The sequence below is a fragment of the Psychrobacter sp. G genome, from assembly GCF_000418305.1.
Classification (GTDB): Bacteria; Pseudomonadota; Gammaproteobacteria; order Pseudomonadales; family Moraxellaceae; genus Psychrobacter; species Psychrobacter cryohalolentis.
The window spans coordinates 2,752,165-2,768,438 of the sequence record NC_021661.1; the positions used below are offsets into that span (position 1 = coordinate 2,752,165).

Consider the following 16,274-nt stretch of genomic DNA (forward strand, 5'->3'; position numbering starts at 1 on the left):
GCCTATTTAATTACGGATTCGTCTATTGATTCTTTTGCGTTTGCTGCCGCTTCTGCCTTGACGCGTTTGGTCAATGCAGAATAAAGCGACGGCTGCATATTATGTATATTACCCAGCATCCATTTTACATAATCGATAGGCACCTCTTTAATCAATTTCCCTTTATATTTCCCAAAGGGCATTTTACTAACTGGATTGGCTTTATTGGCAATAGCATGCGCTGCTACAAAATCAGTTGGTGCAATCTCTAAGCGCTCGCAGCAAGCCTGATACAGCAGATAACACATACGAGCGTCACCGAGCGCATCATGAGCGGCAATCGTCATCCTACTAGCTTCACCCTTGCCCAATAACTGCTCAATACATTTGGACTGACCATAGGCGCTCCATTCAGGAAACGCGACGCGCGCCAGCCTAACGGTGCAAATTAGCTTAGCGGAAGGACTGCCAATCACCCGCCAATCAAAGCGTACATTATGACCGATAAGATACTCAGGTAACTCAAACTGCTCAAGCTCAAACCGCTCAAGCCCCGCTACATCGTCATCGGTAATGCCATGGACTCTAATCACAACTGGCGATATTGAGCGCCCACTATTAAAGTATTTCATCCACTCAAAGCCTGTAGCTACATTAATCGTCGCCACTTGGATAGGACGTGGATCACGACCTTGATCGGTTTCGGTATCGATAATCAGCGCAGTATCGACCATATTAAAAGCAGCAGCCATAAAAATTTAACCATAGCAAGTTGGACATAAATGACAGATAGTTTTGCTCGTTTAAAAGGAGCAAAACACTACTGGGGTTAATTATTCGCAGCCTCTGTCTGCGTAGGCACAGCAAGCAAGAAAAATTAACCCCAGTAGTGATTGATAATCATTTGTACTTCTTTTATTCAGGACCAACTACATAATAGATGCAATTAGATTCAGTAGCTTTTCATTTATGGGGATAAAAGTCAGATATAACAATGCTATACGAAGAGCCAAAGGTATTATCTATATAATATTAGTGAAAGCAATAATAAGACAAAGAGATGTCGATGCGACCAGATGGCAATCACGAACAACCAAATCCTACGTTTATCAGCCGTGCAATTAGCGTACTTATCAAGGCCGCAGTATTGCTGATGCTATTATTCGTATTTGACAGATTATTACCAAGTATCAGCCAACAAACTCAATCATTTTTCATAGCAAAATGGCAGCAGCTTAGCCTATTGCAACACCCGCTACCAACAGAGAATAGCCTGCCAAATCCGCTACCCAAGCAGCATCTGACTGATACATGGGGCGCTGCTCGTAGTCAAGGTCGCTCACATGAAGGGATTGATATTTTTGCAGCGCGTGGCACACCGATTCAAGCGACGACCCAAGGTATCGTCAGCAAGGTAGGCGAAAATGCGTTAGGCGGTCGCGTCGTTATGATAGTGGGACCAGGTGGCGCAGGACACTATTATGCGCATTTGGAAGACTATGCTGACATTTCTCCCAATGACTGGGTAAATGCCGGTGATACCATTGGTTACGTGGGTGATAGCGGCAATGCTAAAGGCACACCGCCGCATGTTCATTATGGGATTTATATTAATGGTAGCGCGGTAAATCCTTATCCACTTTTGCAAAAGGATTAAAGTGTATTAAGCATTAATTCATTGCGGCAGATCGTACATGGTTATTTGGAAACACGGCACTAAATGTCGAGCCAATGCCTTCTACTGACTCAATTTGCAAGCTCGCTTCGTGCTGATATAAGACATGTTTTACAATCGCCAGTCCAAGCCCCGTCCCACCTGTTGCTCGGCTGCGCCCGCTGTCAACGCGATAAAAACGCTCAGTTAAACGGGCAAGATGCTGCGGCGCGATACCGATACCATTATCTTCAACAGCAAATCGGCAGCCCTCAGCAGTCTTAGTCCAACTAATAGAGATATTGCCGCCTTTCGGTGTGTATTTAATCGCGTTAATCACTAGATTGGACAGTGCGCTATTTAGGTACATCTCTGAGCCATATAGTCCGTCATAGGTATCAATATGCAAGTGAATCGTATGCTTATATTCTTGATTATACGCCTGTGCATCATCATAGACATGAGTGAGCAGCTTGGTCATATCGATTTCATTAAACGCATGGGTTTCTTCGATTTCGATACGAGACAGTAGCAATAAGTCATTGACCACCCTATTCATGCGTGCCGTTTGCTGAGTCATCAGCTCAAAACCGCGATGCCAATTCGCAGGCATATCTGGCTGATCAGAAAAATTCTCCAGATATCCCATCAAGACCGTCAATGGTGTACGTAGCTCATGCGAGACATTGGCCACAAAGTCGCGGCGCATCGCTTCTAAATGCTGCAAGCGGGTCACATCATAAATGATCAGTAGTTTTTCATCGCCAAATGGCGTCAGCTCACACTTTAAATAACGATTTGGGTCTTGCCAAGAGACAATATGCACACTCTCGTCGGCATCGGCATCGTTATTAAGCGTCGTTGCCTCCTGATAATACTTAATAAATTCAGGAACTTGAATGAAGTCAAAAATACGCCTGCCTTTATCTGAGGATTGCAACAATAATAAATCCTGCGCCGCTTGGTTCCACCATTCAAGTCCATCATCGTCATTGAGCAAAATCACGGCATCACGTAATGCTCGTAAAGCACTTCTGATTTTTTTAAGTTGATTTGTGGCACCTTGCTCATTATCTTGGATAGGCATTTTTATTTATCCATTATTTTTTATAATTTTTTTACTATTGGTCGCTCCTGATAAAAGGCGACACTATTAAAAGGCGACACTATACAATATTCATATTGCTAGCGATTACCCTTTTTCGATACGACTAGAAAATCGATAACCTGTACCGCGTACCGTTTGTATCAATGTATCACAATCATGTGGACGTAGTAATGTGCGCAAACGCTTTACGTGAACATCAATGGTTCTATCTTCGATGTAGACGTTACCGCCCCATACTTGATCGAGCAGCTGAGCACGGGTATAAGCGCGCTCAGGATGGCTCATAAAAAACGCCAATAAGCGATATTCTGTCGGACCCATATCGATAATATCATCACCTACCATAAAGCGTTGGCTTTTGGCATCTAAAGTTAGCCTGCCTATATTGATAGGTTTGTCGCCGCTTAGCGCATTACTACGTCGCAATACCGCTTTGATTCTTGAGATAAGCTCACGGGTCGAAAAAGGCTTGGTCATATAATCATCGGCGCCTGCGTCAAGACCATGCACTTTACTGTCTTCTTCACTTTTGGCGGTCAACATAATAACCGGTATCTCGGCGAGCAGCGTATCGCTTTTTAGCATACGGCAAAAATCGATACCACTTTTATCACCGGGTAACATCCAGTCCAATAAAATCAGCGCTGGACGATGATCGACCACTTGTTGGTGCGCCTCTGACACATCCGCTGCCTGCAAACTATCAAAGCCCGCCATCTCTAGGGTCATGACGACCATTTCACGAATGGCGTCTTCATCTTCAACAATCAAAATTTGCTCTTTAGACATAATGTATTCTTAATATATTCTTAATGTTAGAGGACAAAATAGAGTTTATAAAAGCAGTAACAAACGCAAATAAGCGTTTCTTTATTAAAGGGCTTAATTATGACAGCTTAATGACATTTACTCTTAAATTTATAATACTTAGTAGCCATGCTAATGACTTAATGCACTTCTAATAAAAAGTTTAATGGTCCATTATTGACACTCAACACTTGCATATCAGCGCCAAACTGACCCGTTGCAACCGTTAAATACTGCGTCTTTGCGTAATCAACCAATTGTGCAAATAAAGCTTGAGCCATATCAGGAGCCATTGCGCTACCAAAGTCAGGGCGGCGACCTTTATCCGTCTTTGCCATCAGAGTAAATTGTGAGACCAATAATAGCCCACCACCGACTTGCTGGATATTTTTATCAAGTTTACCGTATTTGGCTGGATCGTCATCATTGTCAAAGAGTCGATAAGTCAAGATTTTATCAATCATCCGCTGGGTGCTTTGTAGGTTATCATCGTGACCCAAGCCGATATATGCCAGTATTCCTTCATCGATTGCACCGACTTCCTGCCCATCAACGCTGACACTGGCATATTTGACTCGCTGAATAAGAGCTCTCATTGCTTACTTCCTTTAACGATTATGGTCATACAGTCTGCTGCGGACCATGATAAAATACAATTATCTGTGCAGGTACTTATGATTATGTTTATGTTTATAAATAAATCTAGCTATAAAACTGCCTATCTATGATTTTTTAATACAACTTTTTATTTTAATAACTATTTTTAATCCCTACTTTGGTCATCTATTATGAATGTATTTACTACCTTACAGCAATTTGTCCCGCAGCAAAAAATCAGTAAAGTCGCAGGGCGCTTAGCTGCCAGCCGCCACCCTTGGGTTAAGCGTACGTTTATCCGCAGTTTTGCCAAAGCGTATGATGTTAGCTTAGATGAATATGAGCGTCAAAGCCTAAACGCTTATGAGAGCTTTAATGATTTCTTTACTCGTGAGCTCCAAGACAATGCCCGTATTATCGATGCCAGTATCAATGGTATTGTCAGTCCTGCGGATGGCATGATTTCGCAGCTTGGGCAGATTCATGACCATAAGCTACTGCAAGCCAAAGGTCGTGACTATGATATCGGTCAGCTCTTAGCTGATAGCGCAGATGGCGATTATTTTGCGGATGGTAGTTTTGCTACGGTCTATCTTGCTCCAAGCAACTATCACCGTGTGCATATGCCATTTGACGGTATATTAACCAAGACCCGCTATGTACCTGGTACACTATTTTCGGTCAATAACACCACGGCTGCTAATGTGCCGGATTTGTTTGCTCGTAACGAGCGCCTTGTCTGTCTGTTTGATACCGCCTATGGTAAAGCGGCAGTAGTGATGGTCGGTGCGATGATTGTCGCTGGGATTGAGACAGTAGCGACGGGTAAAATTAGCCGTACCGATGATATTCAAGAAGCAGACCATGATATGAGCTTTAAAAAAGGTGACGAGCTTGGTCGTTTTTATTTAGGTTCAACCGCAATTGTAGTACTGCCAAAAGCAGCAAAAACGGATTGGCAAGATACCATGCAGCATGGCTCAATCGTTCAAATGGGGCAACTGTTGGGTAGCGCTAAAACCTAATACCATTTATCTAAGTAAAAAACTTGTGTAATAAGTAATATTGAAAAAAAATGAGCATAGACAGTAATCAGAATACTGCCTATGCTTTTTTTGTGCCCACTCCTTTAACATCGTTTTTTTATCACTTTCTTTTTTCAGTCGTTTTTTGTGATAGCAAGGCTTTATGTCATCAAACTGTCATATTTATTTGGCACAATCTCCTTATTAACCGCAGAGCATCATTTCAGCCAACCCCAGAAAACCATTGTCATTGTTATTTATAAATGCTTGATACTCAAAATTGATTAATTTTAGGAGAAATAATGCGTTATTCATTCATGGCAGTAGCAATCGCTAGCACTTTGACATTAGCCGCTTGTAACCAAACGACTAGCAACAACGAGAGCGATAAAACCGACGAAGCAGCCACAACAGCACCATCAAACACTGCTGTGAGTAGCGACGCTAGTGCTAGCTCAGCTGAAAGTGCATCGATGAGTATTACCGGTGCTGGTGCTTCTTTTCCACAGCCTATCTATGCTAAGTGGTCAGATGCCTACAATAAAGCCACAGGTGGTCAAGTGAACTATCAGTCTATTGGCTCATCAGGTGGTATCAAACAAATCGTTGCTAAGACGGTAGATTTTGGGGCATCTGATGCGCCGATGACACCAGAAGAGTTGAACGAAGCCGGTCTGATACAGTTCCCAAGCGTCATCGGTGGCGTGGTACCTATTGTTAATATCGATGGTATTGAGCCCGGTCAGTTAAAGCTCGATGGCAAAATGCTTGCTGATATTTATCTGGGTAAAATCAGCAAATGGAACGACCCTGCAATTGCGGCGATGAATCCTGAACTTAAATTACCAGACGCTGCCATTACCACAGTGTTTCGCTCAGATGGTTCTGGTACAACCTTTAACTTCACTGATTATCTAGCCAAAGTGTCAAGCGATTGGAATGACAGTGTAGGTGTCGATAAGACCGTCAAATGGCCAACGTCGGCTACCGGTGCGGGTGGTAAAGGTAATGAAGGTGTGTCGAGCTATGTCACGCGTATGAAAAACTCTATCGGCTATGTTGAATACGCTTACGCTAAGCAAAACGGTATGGCACACGTCGCCCTGAAAAATGCTGCGGGCAATGTCGTACAACCTTCTGCCAAAACCTTTGCAGCAGCAGGTGACATCGATTGGTCACAGCAAGAAGGCTTTTATAAAGTCATTACCAACTCTGAAACAGCGCAAGCTTGGCCAATCGCCGCCGCCACTTTTATCTTAGTACATAAGCAGCCACAAGATGCCAAACAAGTCGCTGGTGTATTGAAGTTCTTTGACTGGGCTTATGAGCAAGGTGATGACGACGCTATGGCGCTTGATTACGTACCGTTCTCTGATACTGCAGTTGCCTTATTTAAAGCAAAATGGAGTGAGGTCAAAGGCAGTGACGGCCAACCTGTCTATAAGCCTGCACAGTAACCTGTTTATACTAGTGATTGCATAATCACTGTCGAGCCAACCTCTCAAACCACTATTCTCCGGTAGGGGTTTGAGAGGTTTTATCACAGAAAATTTAAAGATTTTTTTAAGTTTGTTGTGATAAAACCTCTTTTACTATTTTGACTTGATTCTATTCAACGCTGAGACACTTATGAATGATTTAAGGTCCCAACTGGCTAAACAAAAACGTTACGATGCTATCTTTGTCAATGCAACTAAAGCATTTGCAATCTTGGTGCTATTGTCACTTGGTGGCATCCTGCTCTCATTAATCGTAGGCGCTTGGCCCAGTATCACTGAATTTGGACTGGGATTTTATACCAGCAATAACTGGGATACAGTGAACGATCAATATGGGGCACTTGCACCTATTTACGGTACGATTGTCACCTCCCTTATTGCAATCGCTATTGCTGTGCCAGTGAGCTTTGGTATTGCTATCTTTTTGACCGAACTGTGCCCTAACTTCTTAAAAAAGCCATTGGGTATCGCCATTGAGCTGTTGGCAGGTATTCCTTCTATTATTTATGGCATGTGGGGTTTGTTTGTCTTTGCGCCGTATTTTAGCGAACACATTCAGCCATGGTTGATTGAAAACATCGGTCCTCTGCCTATTATCGGGCAAGTATTCACTGGTGCACCGATGGGGCTTGGTATGTTTACCGCCTCCTTGGTACTGGCAATTATGATTATTCCTTTTATTGCCGCCACCATGCGGGATGTTTTTTCTGTGGTACCTGATTTATTAAAAGAATCTGCGTATGGCATGGGTGCGACGACGTGGGAAGTGATGTTCAAAATCATCTTACCTTATACTAAAGCTGGCGTGGTCGGTGGTGTGATTTTAGGGCTTGGACGCGCATTGGGCGAGACGATGGCTGTGACTTTCTTAATCGGTAATGCCTTTAATATCAGCCCAAGTTTGTTTACCTCTGGGGTAACGATTACCTCTGCACTCGCCAATGAATTTGCCGAAGCATCAAGTGAATTGCATTTGGCATCCCTATTACATTTGGGTTTAATCCTATTTGTTATTACCTTTATTGTCTTGTCCATCTCTAAGCTAATGCTTATGCGTATCGACCAAAAAGCCGGTCACTAAGTAGCGCCAATATCTTGTTATAAAGCAAGCATGTTAATCAACCACTTAACCCAATCCTTCGACCAACAAAGGACAAACGCCTAATGACTTTAGCGACTGTCACGACTGATAACGACCAAACCAGCCAGCCGACTTCACGCTTTGAAGAACGCTACAACAAGCGTTTATATCATAAGCGTCGCCTGATCAATAGATTGGGGCTTGGTTTTGCCATCTCAGCCATCGCTTTTGGTTTGTTCTGGCTGACATGGATTTTGCTGACGCTTTTTGTTGAGGGTTTTCAAGGGTTAATCGAGATGCCGGTATTTATGGCAGATACACCACCGCCTATGGGCGACGGCGGTTTACGTAATGCTATTATTGGTTCATTGATGATCGCCTTGTTAGGTCTCGCGATTGGTACGCCGGTTGGAATGATGGCGGGCATCTATTTAGCGGAGTTCTCACAAGGCAGCTTGTTGGGTAAAGTTACTCGTTTTTTAAACGATATCTTGCTGTCAGCGCCCTCTATCGTGATTGGTCTTTTTGTTTATGCATTGATGGTGAAAGGTCAAAGCTTCTCCGGCTGGGCTGGTGCAGTTGCGCTTGCTTTGATTGTGATTCCAATTGTCGTGCGCACCACTGAGAATATGCTTAATCTGGTACCAAATACTTTACGTGAAGCGGCCTATGCACTCGGTACGCCAAAGTGGAAGCTGATCAGCACGGTCACGCTTAAAGCGGCTAAAGCGGGTCTAACCACAGGGGTGCTATTGGCATTTGCCCGTATCACTGGCGAGACCGCGCCGTTACTATTTACTGCGTTAAACAATCAGTATTTTAGTACCGATATGAGCCAACCGATGGCAAACTTACCGAACACTATTTATCAGTTTGCCATGAGCCCTTATGACAACTGGCATGCATTGGCATGGGCGGCAGCATTACTGATTACCATGACAGTACTGATAGTCAATATTCTCGCGCGCTTTATTGGCGGTAAAGATCATACAAGATAGCTGATTTAAGAATTGACTAAGCAGCCAATTTATAGCGCACGTTTAGCACTTATGTTCAGCACCTATATTGACAACATTCTAAAATAATTGGATATGATGATGACAGACTTACTAGAAAGAAAAGCGGTTAAGCAAGAGAATAAGCAAAACGTCAGCCAACGTGGTTTATTTGGTCAATCATTTTCCAATATAGATCAAGGAAGTCAGAAGCATCAAGGGCAGCAGCCTGACAGTGCCTTTTTGACTCAGCAAACAGTAGCAGATATCCCTCAGCATATGCCGCCTGCCAAGATGAGTATTCGAGATCTCAATTTCTATTATGGTGACTTTCAAGCGCTAAAAAATATTAATATTGATATTCCAGACAAAAAAGTGACTGCCTTTATCGGGCCTTCAGGTTGCGGTAAATCCACACTATTACGTACGTTTAATCGTATGTATGATCTATATCCCGGTATGCGTGCAGAAGGTAATATCAACCTCGATGGCAAAAATATCTTGGGCAAAGACATCGATGTGAACTTGCTACGCGCACAAGTCGGCATGGTCTTTCAAAAACCGACGCCATTTCCAATGTCCATCTATGACAACGTGGCATTTGGCGTACGCCTCTACGAGAAGCTAAGCAAAGCTGAGATGGATAATCGTGTCGAATGGGCACTCAAAAAGGCGGCTTTATGGCTTGAGGTAAAAGACAAACTTCGTGCATCAGGATTGTCGTTATCCGGTGGTCAACAACAACGTCTTTGTATCGCTCGCGGTGTGGCGACAAAACCTGAAGTACTGCTCCTAGATGAGCCAACCTCAGCGCTCGACCCTATCTCAACAGGCGCGATTGAAGAGCTCATTACCGATTTAAAAAACGACTATACGATTGCTATCGTGACCCACAATATGCAGCAAGCGGCACGCGTCTCTGACTATACCGCCTATATGTATCTGGGCGATATGGTAGAGATGGGTGAGACGGATCAGATATTTACCAACCCCGCTCAAAAGGCAACTGAAGACTATATTACTGGTCGCTATGGTTAAAACAGTTTGTATAAATATAGTCAGTCCTAAATACAATAAGTACAAATATTATAACGCGCTACTAGGATAAATTTTTCTTGCTTGCTGTGCCTACGCAGACAGAGTCGGCGCAAAACTTATCCCAGTAGCACTGTGTTTGATTTGTAGTGGATTGACTATAGATGTATTTTTTATGCTTATATCCTATTTAAATCTACAAGAATAAGGAAGCCGCCATGCTTATAACGCAAAAACATTTATCAAAGGGTTTTGATAATGACTTACATGATGTGATTGAGCTGTTTATGCAAATGGGTTACATGGCAGCAGAGCAAGTCATGGTTGCAACCCGCGCTTTGATAGCTGCAGATGAAGCGACCGCAAAAAAAGTGATTGCAGACGACCAGCTGATTAATCAGCTAGATATTAAAATCGATGAGCAAATCATTTTGTTAGTCACCAAGCGCCAACCCGCAGCAAATGACTTGCGTTTAGTGATGGCGGTTAGCAAAGGTATTGTTGACTTTGAACGTGTGGGTGATGAAGCCGAAAAAATTGCTCGTATGGCCTGCAAATTAATTAAAGACGGCGCTTCTCCAAGAGGATATTCAGAGGTTCAGCATTTATCCAATAAGGTGCACGTGATGCTACTTGATGCGATTGACGCCTTCTCGCATATGAATCCTCAGCAGGCATTTTCGGTATTGCAAAGTGATGTGGCGGTTAATGAAGAGTATCAATCTGCCACTCGAGCCTTGCTGACCTATATTATGGAAGACAGCCGCCACGTGTCCAGAGTGATGAATATACTTTGGGTATTGCGCGCCCTAGAACGTGTGGGCGATCATGCTAAAAACATTGCTGAGCTGGTTATTTTTTGCACCAGCGGCAAAGATGTGCGGCATACAAATTTTATGCAAGTAGAAAAAATCGTCCAGCAAACCACGGATGCTGGTAGTAATAAATGACATTTTAAATAGCATTTTCTTTATCGCACACGATGGTCCGTTTAAAACATAGTCCGTTCAAAATAAAAAAGACACGCTTTTAGTAGTGCGATACTGCTATAAATTTAACCATCAATCAACCAGCCCTGCGCGGTGGCAAATTCAATCTGCCGTGCCTGCCACTCATAAATACTCGGAAAGCTGTCTTTAATAAAGGCATGCGCGCCAGCTACTTGCGAGCGCGTAACATTACCCTCAAGCCACGTTTTTCCGTTGGTATTTAAATTAAGCAAAAACGGCAACAAGCGATCAACCACTTTCAGCAGCTGGGTTTCTTTGCTGCTGCCAGTTTCCTGCTCTTCCCAAATCTCATTTAAATCTTTAATGCCATTACCACGTTCAGCTTGTAAGCGCGCAATGCCAGCGCGTTCTTCAAGATGCGCATCAGTGCGTGTATCGGCATATAAAAAAGTATCACCGGCATCAATCTCGCCTAAGTCATGTACTAGCGCCATCTTTAGTAACTTTTCATGATTGACATCAAGTTCAAACAATTCAGCGATTGACCAACATGCCATAGCGAGATGCCAAGAATGTTCGGCAGAGTTTTCTAGACGAGTCGTACCCGTCACGTAACTGCGGCGATTTACCCGTTTAAGAGCATCAAGCTCTAACAGATAATGAGTGGCATGATCTATATCAATGTTTGAGGCAAGCGTTGGGTTAGTGAATGACATGGAATTAGCTGATGACATAAATATTCTCTTAATTTTTCTACTAATGTATAGCGCTTCATTCTACCTTTACGCATAAGCAATTATTATACATTTTATAAACGCTATAAAAGAAGACGTTAACCTATCGTTAATTGGCGTTATCATAAAAATAAAATAGCGCTTATGTTAGTAAGCGCTATTTTATTTTAAATCGAGTAAAAAGATTATTTAATCAAGTTACTAATGGTTTTGAACGCAGGGTCTTTGCTACTACGGCAAAGCTCAAACAGAATGGTTTCAACCGTGGTAATCACGCCACCAGCACGGCGAATACGGCGAATTGCTTGCTTTTTATCATATGGAAAACGCGAACCGACGGCATCACCAATAATAACCGGCTGCATGCCATTATCTAGCAAATCAAGCGCGGTTTGTAGCACGCAGACATGTGCTTCTACGCCGAATAATAAAATGATGCTTCGATTCTGCTGTGCAAGATGATTCCATGAATCGTCATTGTCGCAGGCACTAAAGGTGACTTTTTCAAAACCTTTAGCATTATCGCCTTCTAATAACTCACAAATTTCAGGCAATGTCTCGCCTAAGCCCTTTTTATATTGCTCATTAAGCATAATGGGAACGTCAAGCGCTTGCAGACCTTTAATCAAAGTCGTTATTTTTTTGAGAATATTTTCATGATCATAGATATGCGGAGTCAGACGTTCTTGGACGTCGATTATCATCGCTTGGGTATTTTCACGGTCAATACGGTAGGTACGATCAGTAATCATGGTGGACATAGTACACTCCTTGTACGGCTGAAGCTGACGGCTCTAAACTGATTTAGAATGAATATCAGACTTAAAATTATAATAATTAATTACTCTCTTATTTAGTCACAGTTTAGCGAATGCGTCAATGGAGATAAGCGATAGTAACAACTTATGACCTTTTTATTCTAAGTAAACCACTATGATCCCTGAATACAAAAACCCCCAGTTATGATAACTAGGGGTTCATATTAGAGCGCTTAACTATTTTAAAATTATTGCAATACTATAGGCTTAAACACGCTCAATAATAGTCGCGATACCTTGGCCAAGACCGATACACATAGTTGCTAGACCGATTTCAGTATCTGATTGCTCCATCGCATTTAGCAACGTAACCGTGATACGAGCACCAGAACATCCTAGTGGATGACCTAGCGCAATCGCGCCACCGTTGATGTTGACGATGTCTTGCTTGTCCGTCAAGTTCAAGGCTTTTAATACTGATAAGCCTTGCGCTGCGAATGCTTCGTTTAGCTCAATGGTTTGCATATCATCGATGCTCATGCCAGCACGTTTAAGTGCTTTTTGCGTCGCAGGTACTGGACCGTAGCCCATGATAGCGGCATCACAACCAGCCACAGCCATGCTGCGAATACGAGCGCGCGGCTTAAGACCTAGCTCTTTGGCTTTTTGGGCGCTCATCACTAGCATTGCAGATGCACCGTCAGATAATGCAGATGATGTTGCAGCCGTTACCGTACCACCTTTAGGATCAAAGGCTGGACGTAGATTTTGCATTTGCTCCATCGTCGCGTCTGGGCGAATCACTTCATCGACGGTACATAGTTGCAAGCGACCAGCAGCATCATGACCTTCGATACCGATGATTTCATTGTCAAAACGACCTTCAGTGGTCGCAGCCCATGCACGGCGATGTGACTCAAGACCAAAGGCATCTTGCTCTTCACGGGTGATGTTGTTCATACGACCTAGCATTTCAGCGGTCAAGCCCATCATGTTTGAGGCTTTTGCATAGTGCTTTGATGCTTCAGGATTCAGATCAACGCCATGCATCATGCCGACGTGACCCATGTGCTCTACACCACCGATGATGAAAACATCACCTTGACCGGTCATGATTTGAGCAGCGGCAGTGTGTAGCGCCTGCATAGAAGAACCACATAGACGGTTAACGGTTTGACCGCCCGCAGTCTTTGGGATACCAGCCAGCAGACCGATGTTACGACCGATGTTTAAACCTTGCTCTAGAGTCTGATTGACACAACCCCAGATGATGTCTTCGACGTCACGTGGATCGAAATCGTTACGCTCAACCAATGCACGTACCAATTCAGCAGACATGCTATCAGCACGGACATGACGGAACATACCGTTTTTAGTTTTACCCATTGCTGAGCGTACACCATCTACGATGACCACGTCTTTTGGACTTAAAATTGTCATACTATCTTCCTTTTCAATTTTTATTGTCAGTGGCAGTACCGTAATGCTCGCCTATCTAACTTAGAAGGTTATTGATAATAAATAAATTACCAATCATCTTATCGAGCATGTGTACTGCACTTCATCCTAGTAATGACTGCCTATTACGCGATAGCGTAAAAGGTCTCGCCTGCTGCTGCCATATCGCGAATTTTTTGCGGGGCTTCATAGGCTTTGCCAAGGTATGCGTATTTTTCACACAATGCCAAGTAATTATCTAGACCCATTTGGTCGATATAACGGCAAGGTCCACCGCGGAACGGCGGGAAACCAACGCCCATAATCATCGCCATATCGGCTTCTGACGGCGTGCTGACGATATTGTCTTCTAGGCAACGTACGGTTTCATTACAGAAAGCCAGCATGGTACGGTCGATAATCGCTTGATCTTCAAACGTTTGCTTGTCGCTATCAGTCGTGGTTTTTAATAGCTCATAAGTGGCTTCATCAGCAACTTTCTTTGGCTTGCCGCGCTTGTCCATTTCATACTTATAGAAACCAACGCCGTTTTTCTGACCTAGGCGTTTGTTTTCATATAAATGCTCGATAGCGCCTTTATAATCAGGCTTCATACGGTCAGGGAAACCTTCTGCCATCACTTCAGCACCGTGTACGCCAGTATCCAAACCAACGACGTCAATTAGATAGGCAGGACCCATCGGCCAGCCGAATTTTTCCATGACTTTATCGACATGAGCAAAATCAGCACCTTGCTTAAGTAGCAAATCAAAGGCACCAAAGTATGGGAACAATACACGGTTTACCAAGAAACCTGGGCAGTCATTCACGACGACAGGCACTTTGCCCATTTTTGTGGCCAAAGCAACGGTCGTTGAAATAGCTTCCTCAGATGACTTCTCACCGCGAATAACTTCTACTAGCGGCATACGGTTTACTGGGTTGAAAAAATGCATACCAACGAAGTTTTCTGGACGCTCTAACGCTTCAGCTAGGAAAGTAATAGAGATAGTCGAAGTGTTTGACGCTAAGATACAATCGTCTTTTACTAGACCTTCTACTTCCTTAAGAACCGCACGCTTCACGTTTGGATTTTCTACAACTGCTTCGATGACGATATCAGTTTCAGCAAAATCGCCATAGTTTAGTGTTGGGCGGATACGACTTAACGTTTCGCCCATTTTTGCTGGGGTCATTTTGCCGCGATCGACCATTTTGCCCAGTAATTTGCTGGCTTCACCCATACCAAGGTCTAATTGCTCAGACTTGATATCTTTCATAATGATTGGCAAGCCTTTGCTGGCTGCTTGATAAGCAATACCGCCGCCCATGATACCAGCGCCCAATACAGCGGCTTCATTGATTTCATGTGCTTTTTTGCTGTGCTGTTTGGCTAACTTTTTAACCAATTGATCGCTTAAGAACAAACCAACCAAGCTTTCTGCTTGTGGAGTTTTAGCCGCTTTTGCAAAACCTGCCGCTTCTACTTCAATCGCTTTATCACGTGGTAAGTTAACGTGTTTTTCGATAGCAGCGATAGCTAGTGCTGGCGCAGGATATTGCTTAGGATTGGCTTTGGCAAAGATCATACCTTTTGCACTATTGAACGCCATCGCTTGCTCAAGCTGATTTAATTTAACAGGAACGAGCTTTTCTTCTCGTTTCGCTTGCCAATCAAGCTCACCTGAGATACATTTTTTGACCAAATCAATGGCAGCATCTTGCAAGTCATCAGCAGCAACAGTCGCATCAACCAAGCCTAGTTTTAGTGCATCGAGTGCTTTCTTTGGTGTACCAGTTGCAATCAGCTCAAGCGCATTATCAATACCAATCACACGCGTACTACGAACCGTACCACCAAAGCCTGGGAAGATTCCCAATTGAGTTTCTGGTAAACCGATGATGGCTTTGTCGCTCATGACGCGGTATTCACAAACTAAGGTCATCTCACAACCACCGCCAAGCGCTGCGCCATTGATAGCAGCTACTTTCGGGAAAGGCAAATCTTCAAAGCGATTGAAGGCGTCATTGATATTAATAACCCAATCTTTGATTTCTTCTTCTGATTGCTTAAAAGAAGCCACAAACTCTGTGATGTCCGCCCCAGCAATAAAGACGCCTTTGCTTGACGTGACGATTAAGCCTTTAATGTCATCTGCTTTTTCTAACGCATTAACAACTTCAGCAAACTGCTTATTGGTCTCAGTGTCAAACTTGTTCACGCTCTCATTTTCGGCGTTGTATTGCATGTTGGCGATGCCATCCTCTAGCATTGTCACCGTAATGCGATTTCCTTGGTATACCATTTGGAACTCCTTGCTATATAACGAAAGCTACGTTTTAAAATTAAAATAAATAGCCAGTTATTGTTAGAAAAATGGGTAATAGCACCGCTAATCTGCCCTTTCATCCTAATCAACAATAATGACGTCATCGTGATAATGAGGATAAAAGTGAGCCAAATTAAACGGTGAAGATATCTTTATTATCTAGCGCTTATGCCTGTACCTTTATAGCTATGTACTGGTGTTCTATGTACTTATATTATATTACTACTATTGTAGCTATTGACTGAGATTTGGTTTTATAGTCATTTTTCGATTGATAAATGGTGT

The 16,274-nt window shown here is 43.2% G+C and carries 15 protein-coding genes; 7 read left to right on the forward strand and 8 right to left on the reverse strand.

Annotated features, from left to right (window positions below; all coding sequences use genetic code 11):
- Positions 1 to 2: 2 nt before the first annotated feature.
- Complete coding sequence (locus PSYCG_RS11505) at positions 3 to 731, reverse strand: putative quorum-sensing-regulated virulence factor (protein ID WP_020444343.1); 729 nt, start codon at positions 729 to 731, stop codon at positions 3 to 5.
- Positions 732 to 1,045: 314 nt separating this feature from the next.
- Here PSYCG_RS11505 and PSYCG_RS11510 point away from each other — a divergent pair, with 314 nt between their 5' ends.
- Positions 1,046 to 1,636 (forward strand): M23 family metallopeptidase, encoded by a 591-nt coding sequence (locus PSYCG_RS11510; RefSeq protein WP_020444344.1) that lies wholly within the window; start codon positions 1,046 to 1,048, stop codon positions 1,634 to 1,636.
- Between the two features lie 13 nt (positions 1,637 to 1,649).
- Here the strand turns inward: PSYCG_RS11510 and phoR are convergent, their stop codons facing one another.
- From phoR to dtd, 3 genes are all read right to left on the reverse strand, one after another.
- Entirely contained in the window at positions 1,650 to 2,720 is a 1,071-nt protein-coding gene (gene phoR, locus PSYCG_RS11515) for a phosphate regulon sensor histidine kinase PhoR (protein WP_020444345.1), read from the reverse strand.
- A 105-nt stretch (positions 2,721 to 2,825) separates the two neighbouring features.
- A complete protein-coding gene (gene phoB / locus PSYCG_RS11520) occupies positions 2,826 to 3,530 on the reverse strand; it encodes a phosphate regulon transcriptional regulator PhoB (protein WP_011514526.1) in 705 nt (234 codons plus the stop codon).
- Positions 3,531 to 3,688: 158 nt separating this feature from the next.
- The gene (gene dtd / locus PSYCG_RS11525; protein ID WP_020444346.1) at positions 3,689 to 4,144 is read right to left on the reverse strand and encodes a D-aminoacyl-tRNA deacylase; all 456 of its coding nucleotides are present in this window, start codon (positions 4,142 to 4,144) and stop codon (positions 3,689 to 3,691) included.
- Between the two features lie 192 nt (positions 4,145 to 4,336).
- On the opposite strand from dtd, the gene asd reads away from it, so the two are divergent.
- The 6 genes from asd to phoU all read left to right on the forward strand — a co-directional run bounded on the left by asd (position 4,337) and on the right by phoU (position 10,730).
- Positions 4,337 to 5,170, forward strand: coding sequence for an archaetidylserine decarboxylase (gene asd / locus PSYCG_RS11530; RefSeq protein ID WP_011514528.1), 834 nt, complete (start codon positions 4,337 to 4,339; stop codon positions 5,168 to 5,170).
- 302 nt (positions 5,171 to 5,472) lie between these two features.
- On the forward strand, positions 5,473 to 6,627 hold the full coding sequence (gene pstS, locus PSYCG_RS11535) for a phosphate ABC transporter substrate-binding protein PstS (RefSeq protein ID WP_011514529.1): 1,155 nt from the start codon (positions 5,473 to 5,475) through the stop codon (positions 6,625 to 6,627).
- A 172-nt stretch (positions 6,628 to 6,799) separates the two neighbouring features.
- Complete coding sequence (pstC, locus tag PSYCG_RS11540) at positions 6,800 to 7,750, forward strand: phosphate ABC transporter permease subunit PstC (RefSeq protein ID WP_011514530.1); 951 nt, start codon at positions 6,800 to 6,802, stop codon at positions 7,748 to 7,750.
- Positions 7,751 to 7,833: 83 nt separating this feature from the next.
- The gene (pstA, locus tag PSYCG_RS11545; protein WP_011514531.1) at positions 7,834 to 8,748 is read left to right on the forward strand and encodes a phosphate ABC transporter permease PstA; all 915 of its coding nucleotides are present in this window, start codon (positions 7,834 to 7,836) and stop codon (positions 8,746 to 8,748) included.
- A gap of 99 nt (positions 8,749 to 8,847) precedes the next feature.
- Positions 8,848 to 9,783, forward strand: coding sequence for a phosphate ABC transporter ATP-binding protein PstB (pstB, locus tag PSYCG_RS11550; RefSeq protein ID WP_020444347.1), 936 nt, complete (start codon positions 8,848 to 8,850; stop codon positions 9,781 to 9,783).
- 215 nt (positions 9,784 to 9,998) lie between these two features.
- A complete protein-coding gene (phoU, locus tag PSYCG_RS11555; RefSeq protein ID WP_011514533.1) occupies positions 9,999 to 10,730 on the forward strand; it encodes a phosphate signaling complex protein PhoU in 732 nt (243 codons plus the stop codon).
- A 104-nt stretch (positions 10,731 to 10,834) separates the two neighbouring features.
- On the opposite strand, the gene PSYCG_RS11560 is transcribed toward phoU, so the two are convergent.
- From PSYCG_RS11560 to fadB, 4 genes are all read right to left on the reverse strand, one after another.
- Positions 10,835 to 11,464, reverse strand: coding sequence for an HD domain-containing protein (locus PSYCG_RS11560; RefSeq protein ID WP_011514534.1), 630 nt, complete (start codon positions 11,462 to 11,464; stop codon positions 10,835 to 10,837).
- A gap of 185 nt (positions 11,465 to 11,649) precedes the next feature.
- Complete coding sequence (locus PSYCG_RS11565) at positions 11,650 to 12,225, reverse strand: isochorismatase family protein (protein ID WP_011514535.1); 576 nt, start codon at positions 12,223 to 12,225, stop codon at positions 11,650 to 11,652.
- A 264-nt stretch (positions 12,226 to 12,489) separates the two neighbouring features.
- Complete coding sequence (gene fadA / locus PSYCG_RS11570; protein ID WP_020444348.1) at positions 12,490 to 13,662, reverse strand: acetyl-CoA C-acyltransferase FadA; 1,173 nt, start codon at positions 13,660 to 13,662, stop codon at positions 12,490 to 12,492.
- Positions 13,663 to 13,805: 143 nt separating this feature from the next.
- Positions 13,806 to 15,965, reverse strand: a complete 2,160-nt coding sequence (gene fadB / locus PSYCG_RS11575; RefSeq protein WP_020444349.1) for a fatty acid oxidation complex subunit alpha FadB — start codon at positions 15,963 to 15,965, stop codon at positions 13,806 to 13,808.
- Positions 15,966 to 16,274: the final 309 nt, after the last annotated feature.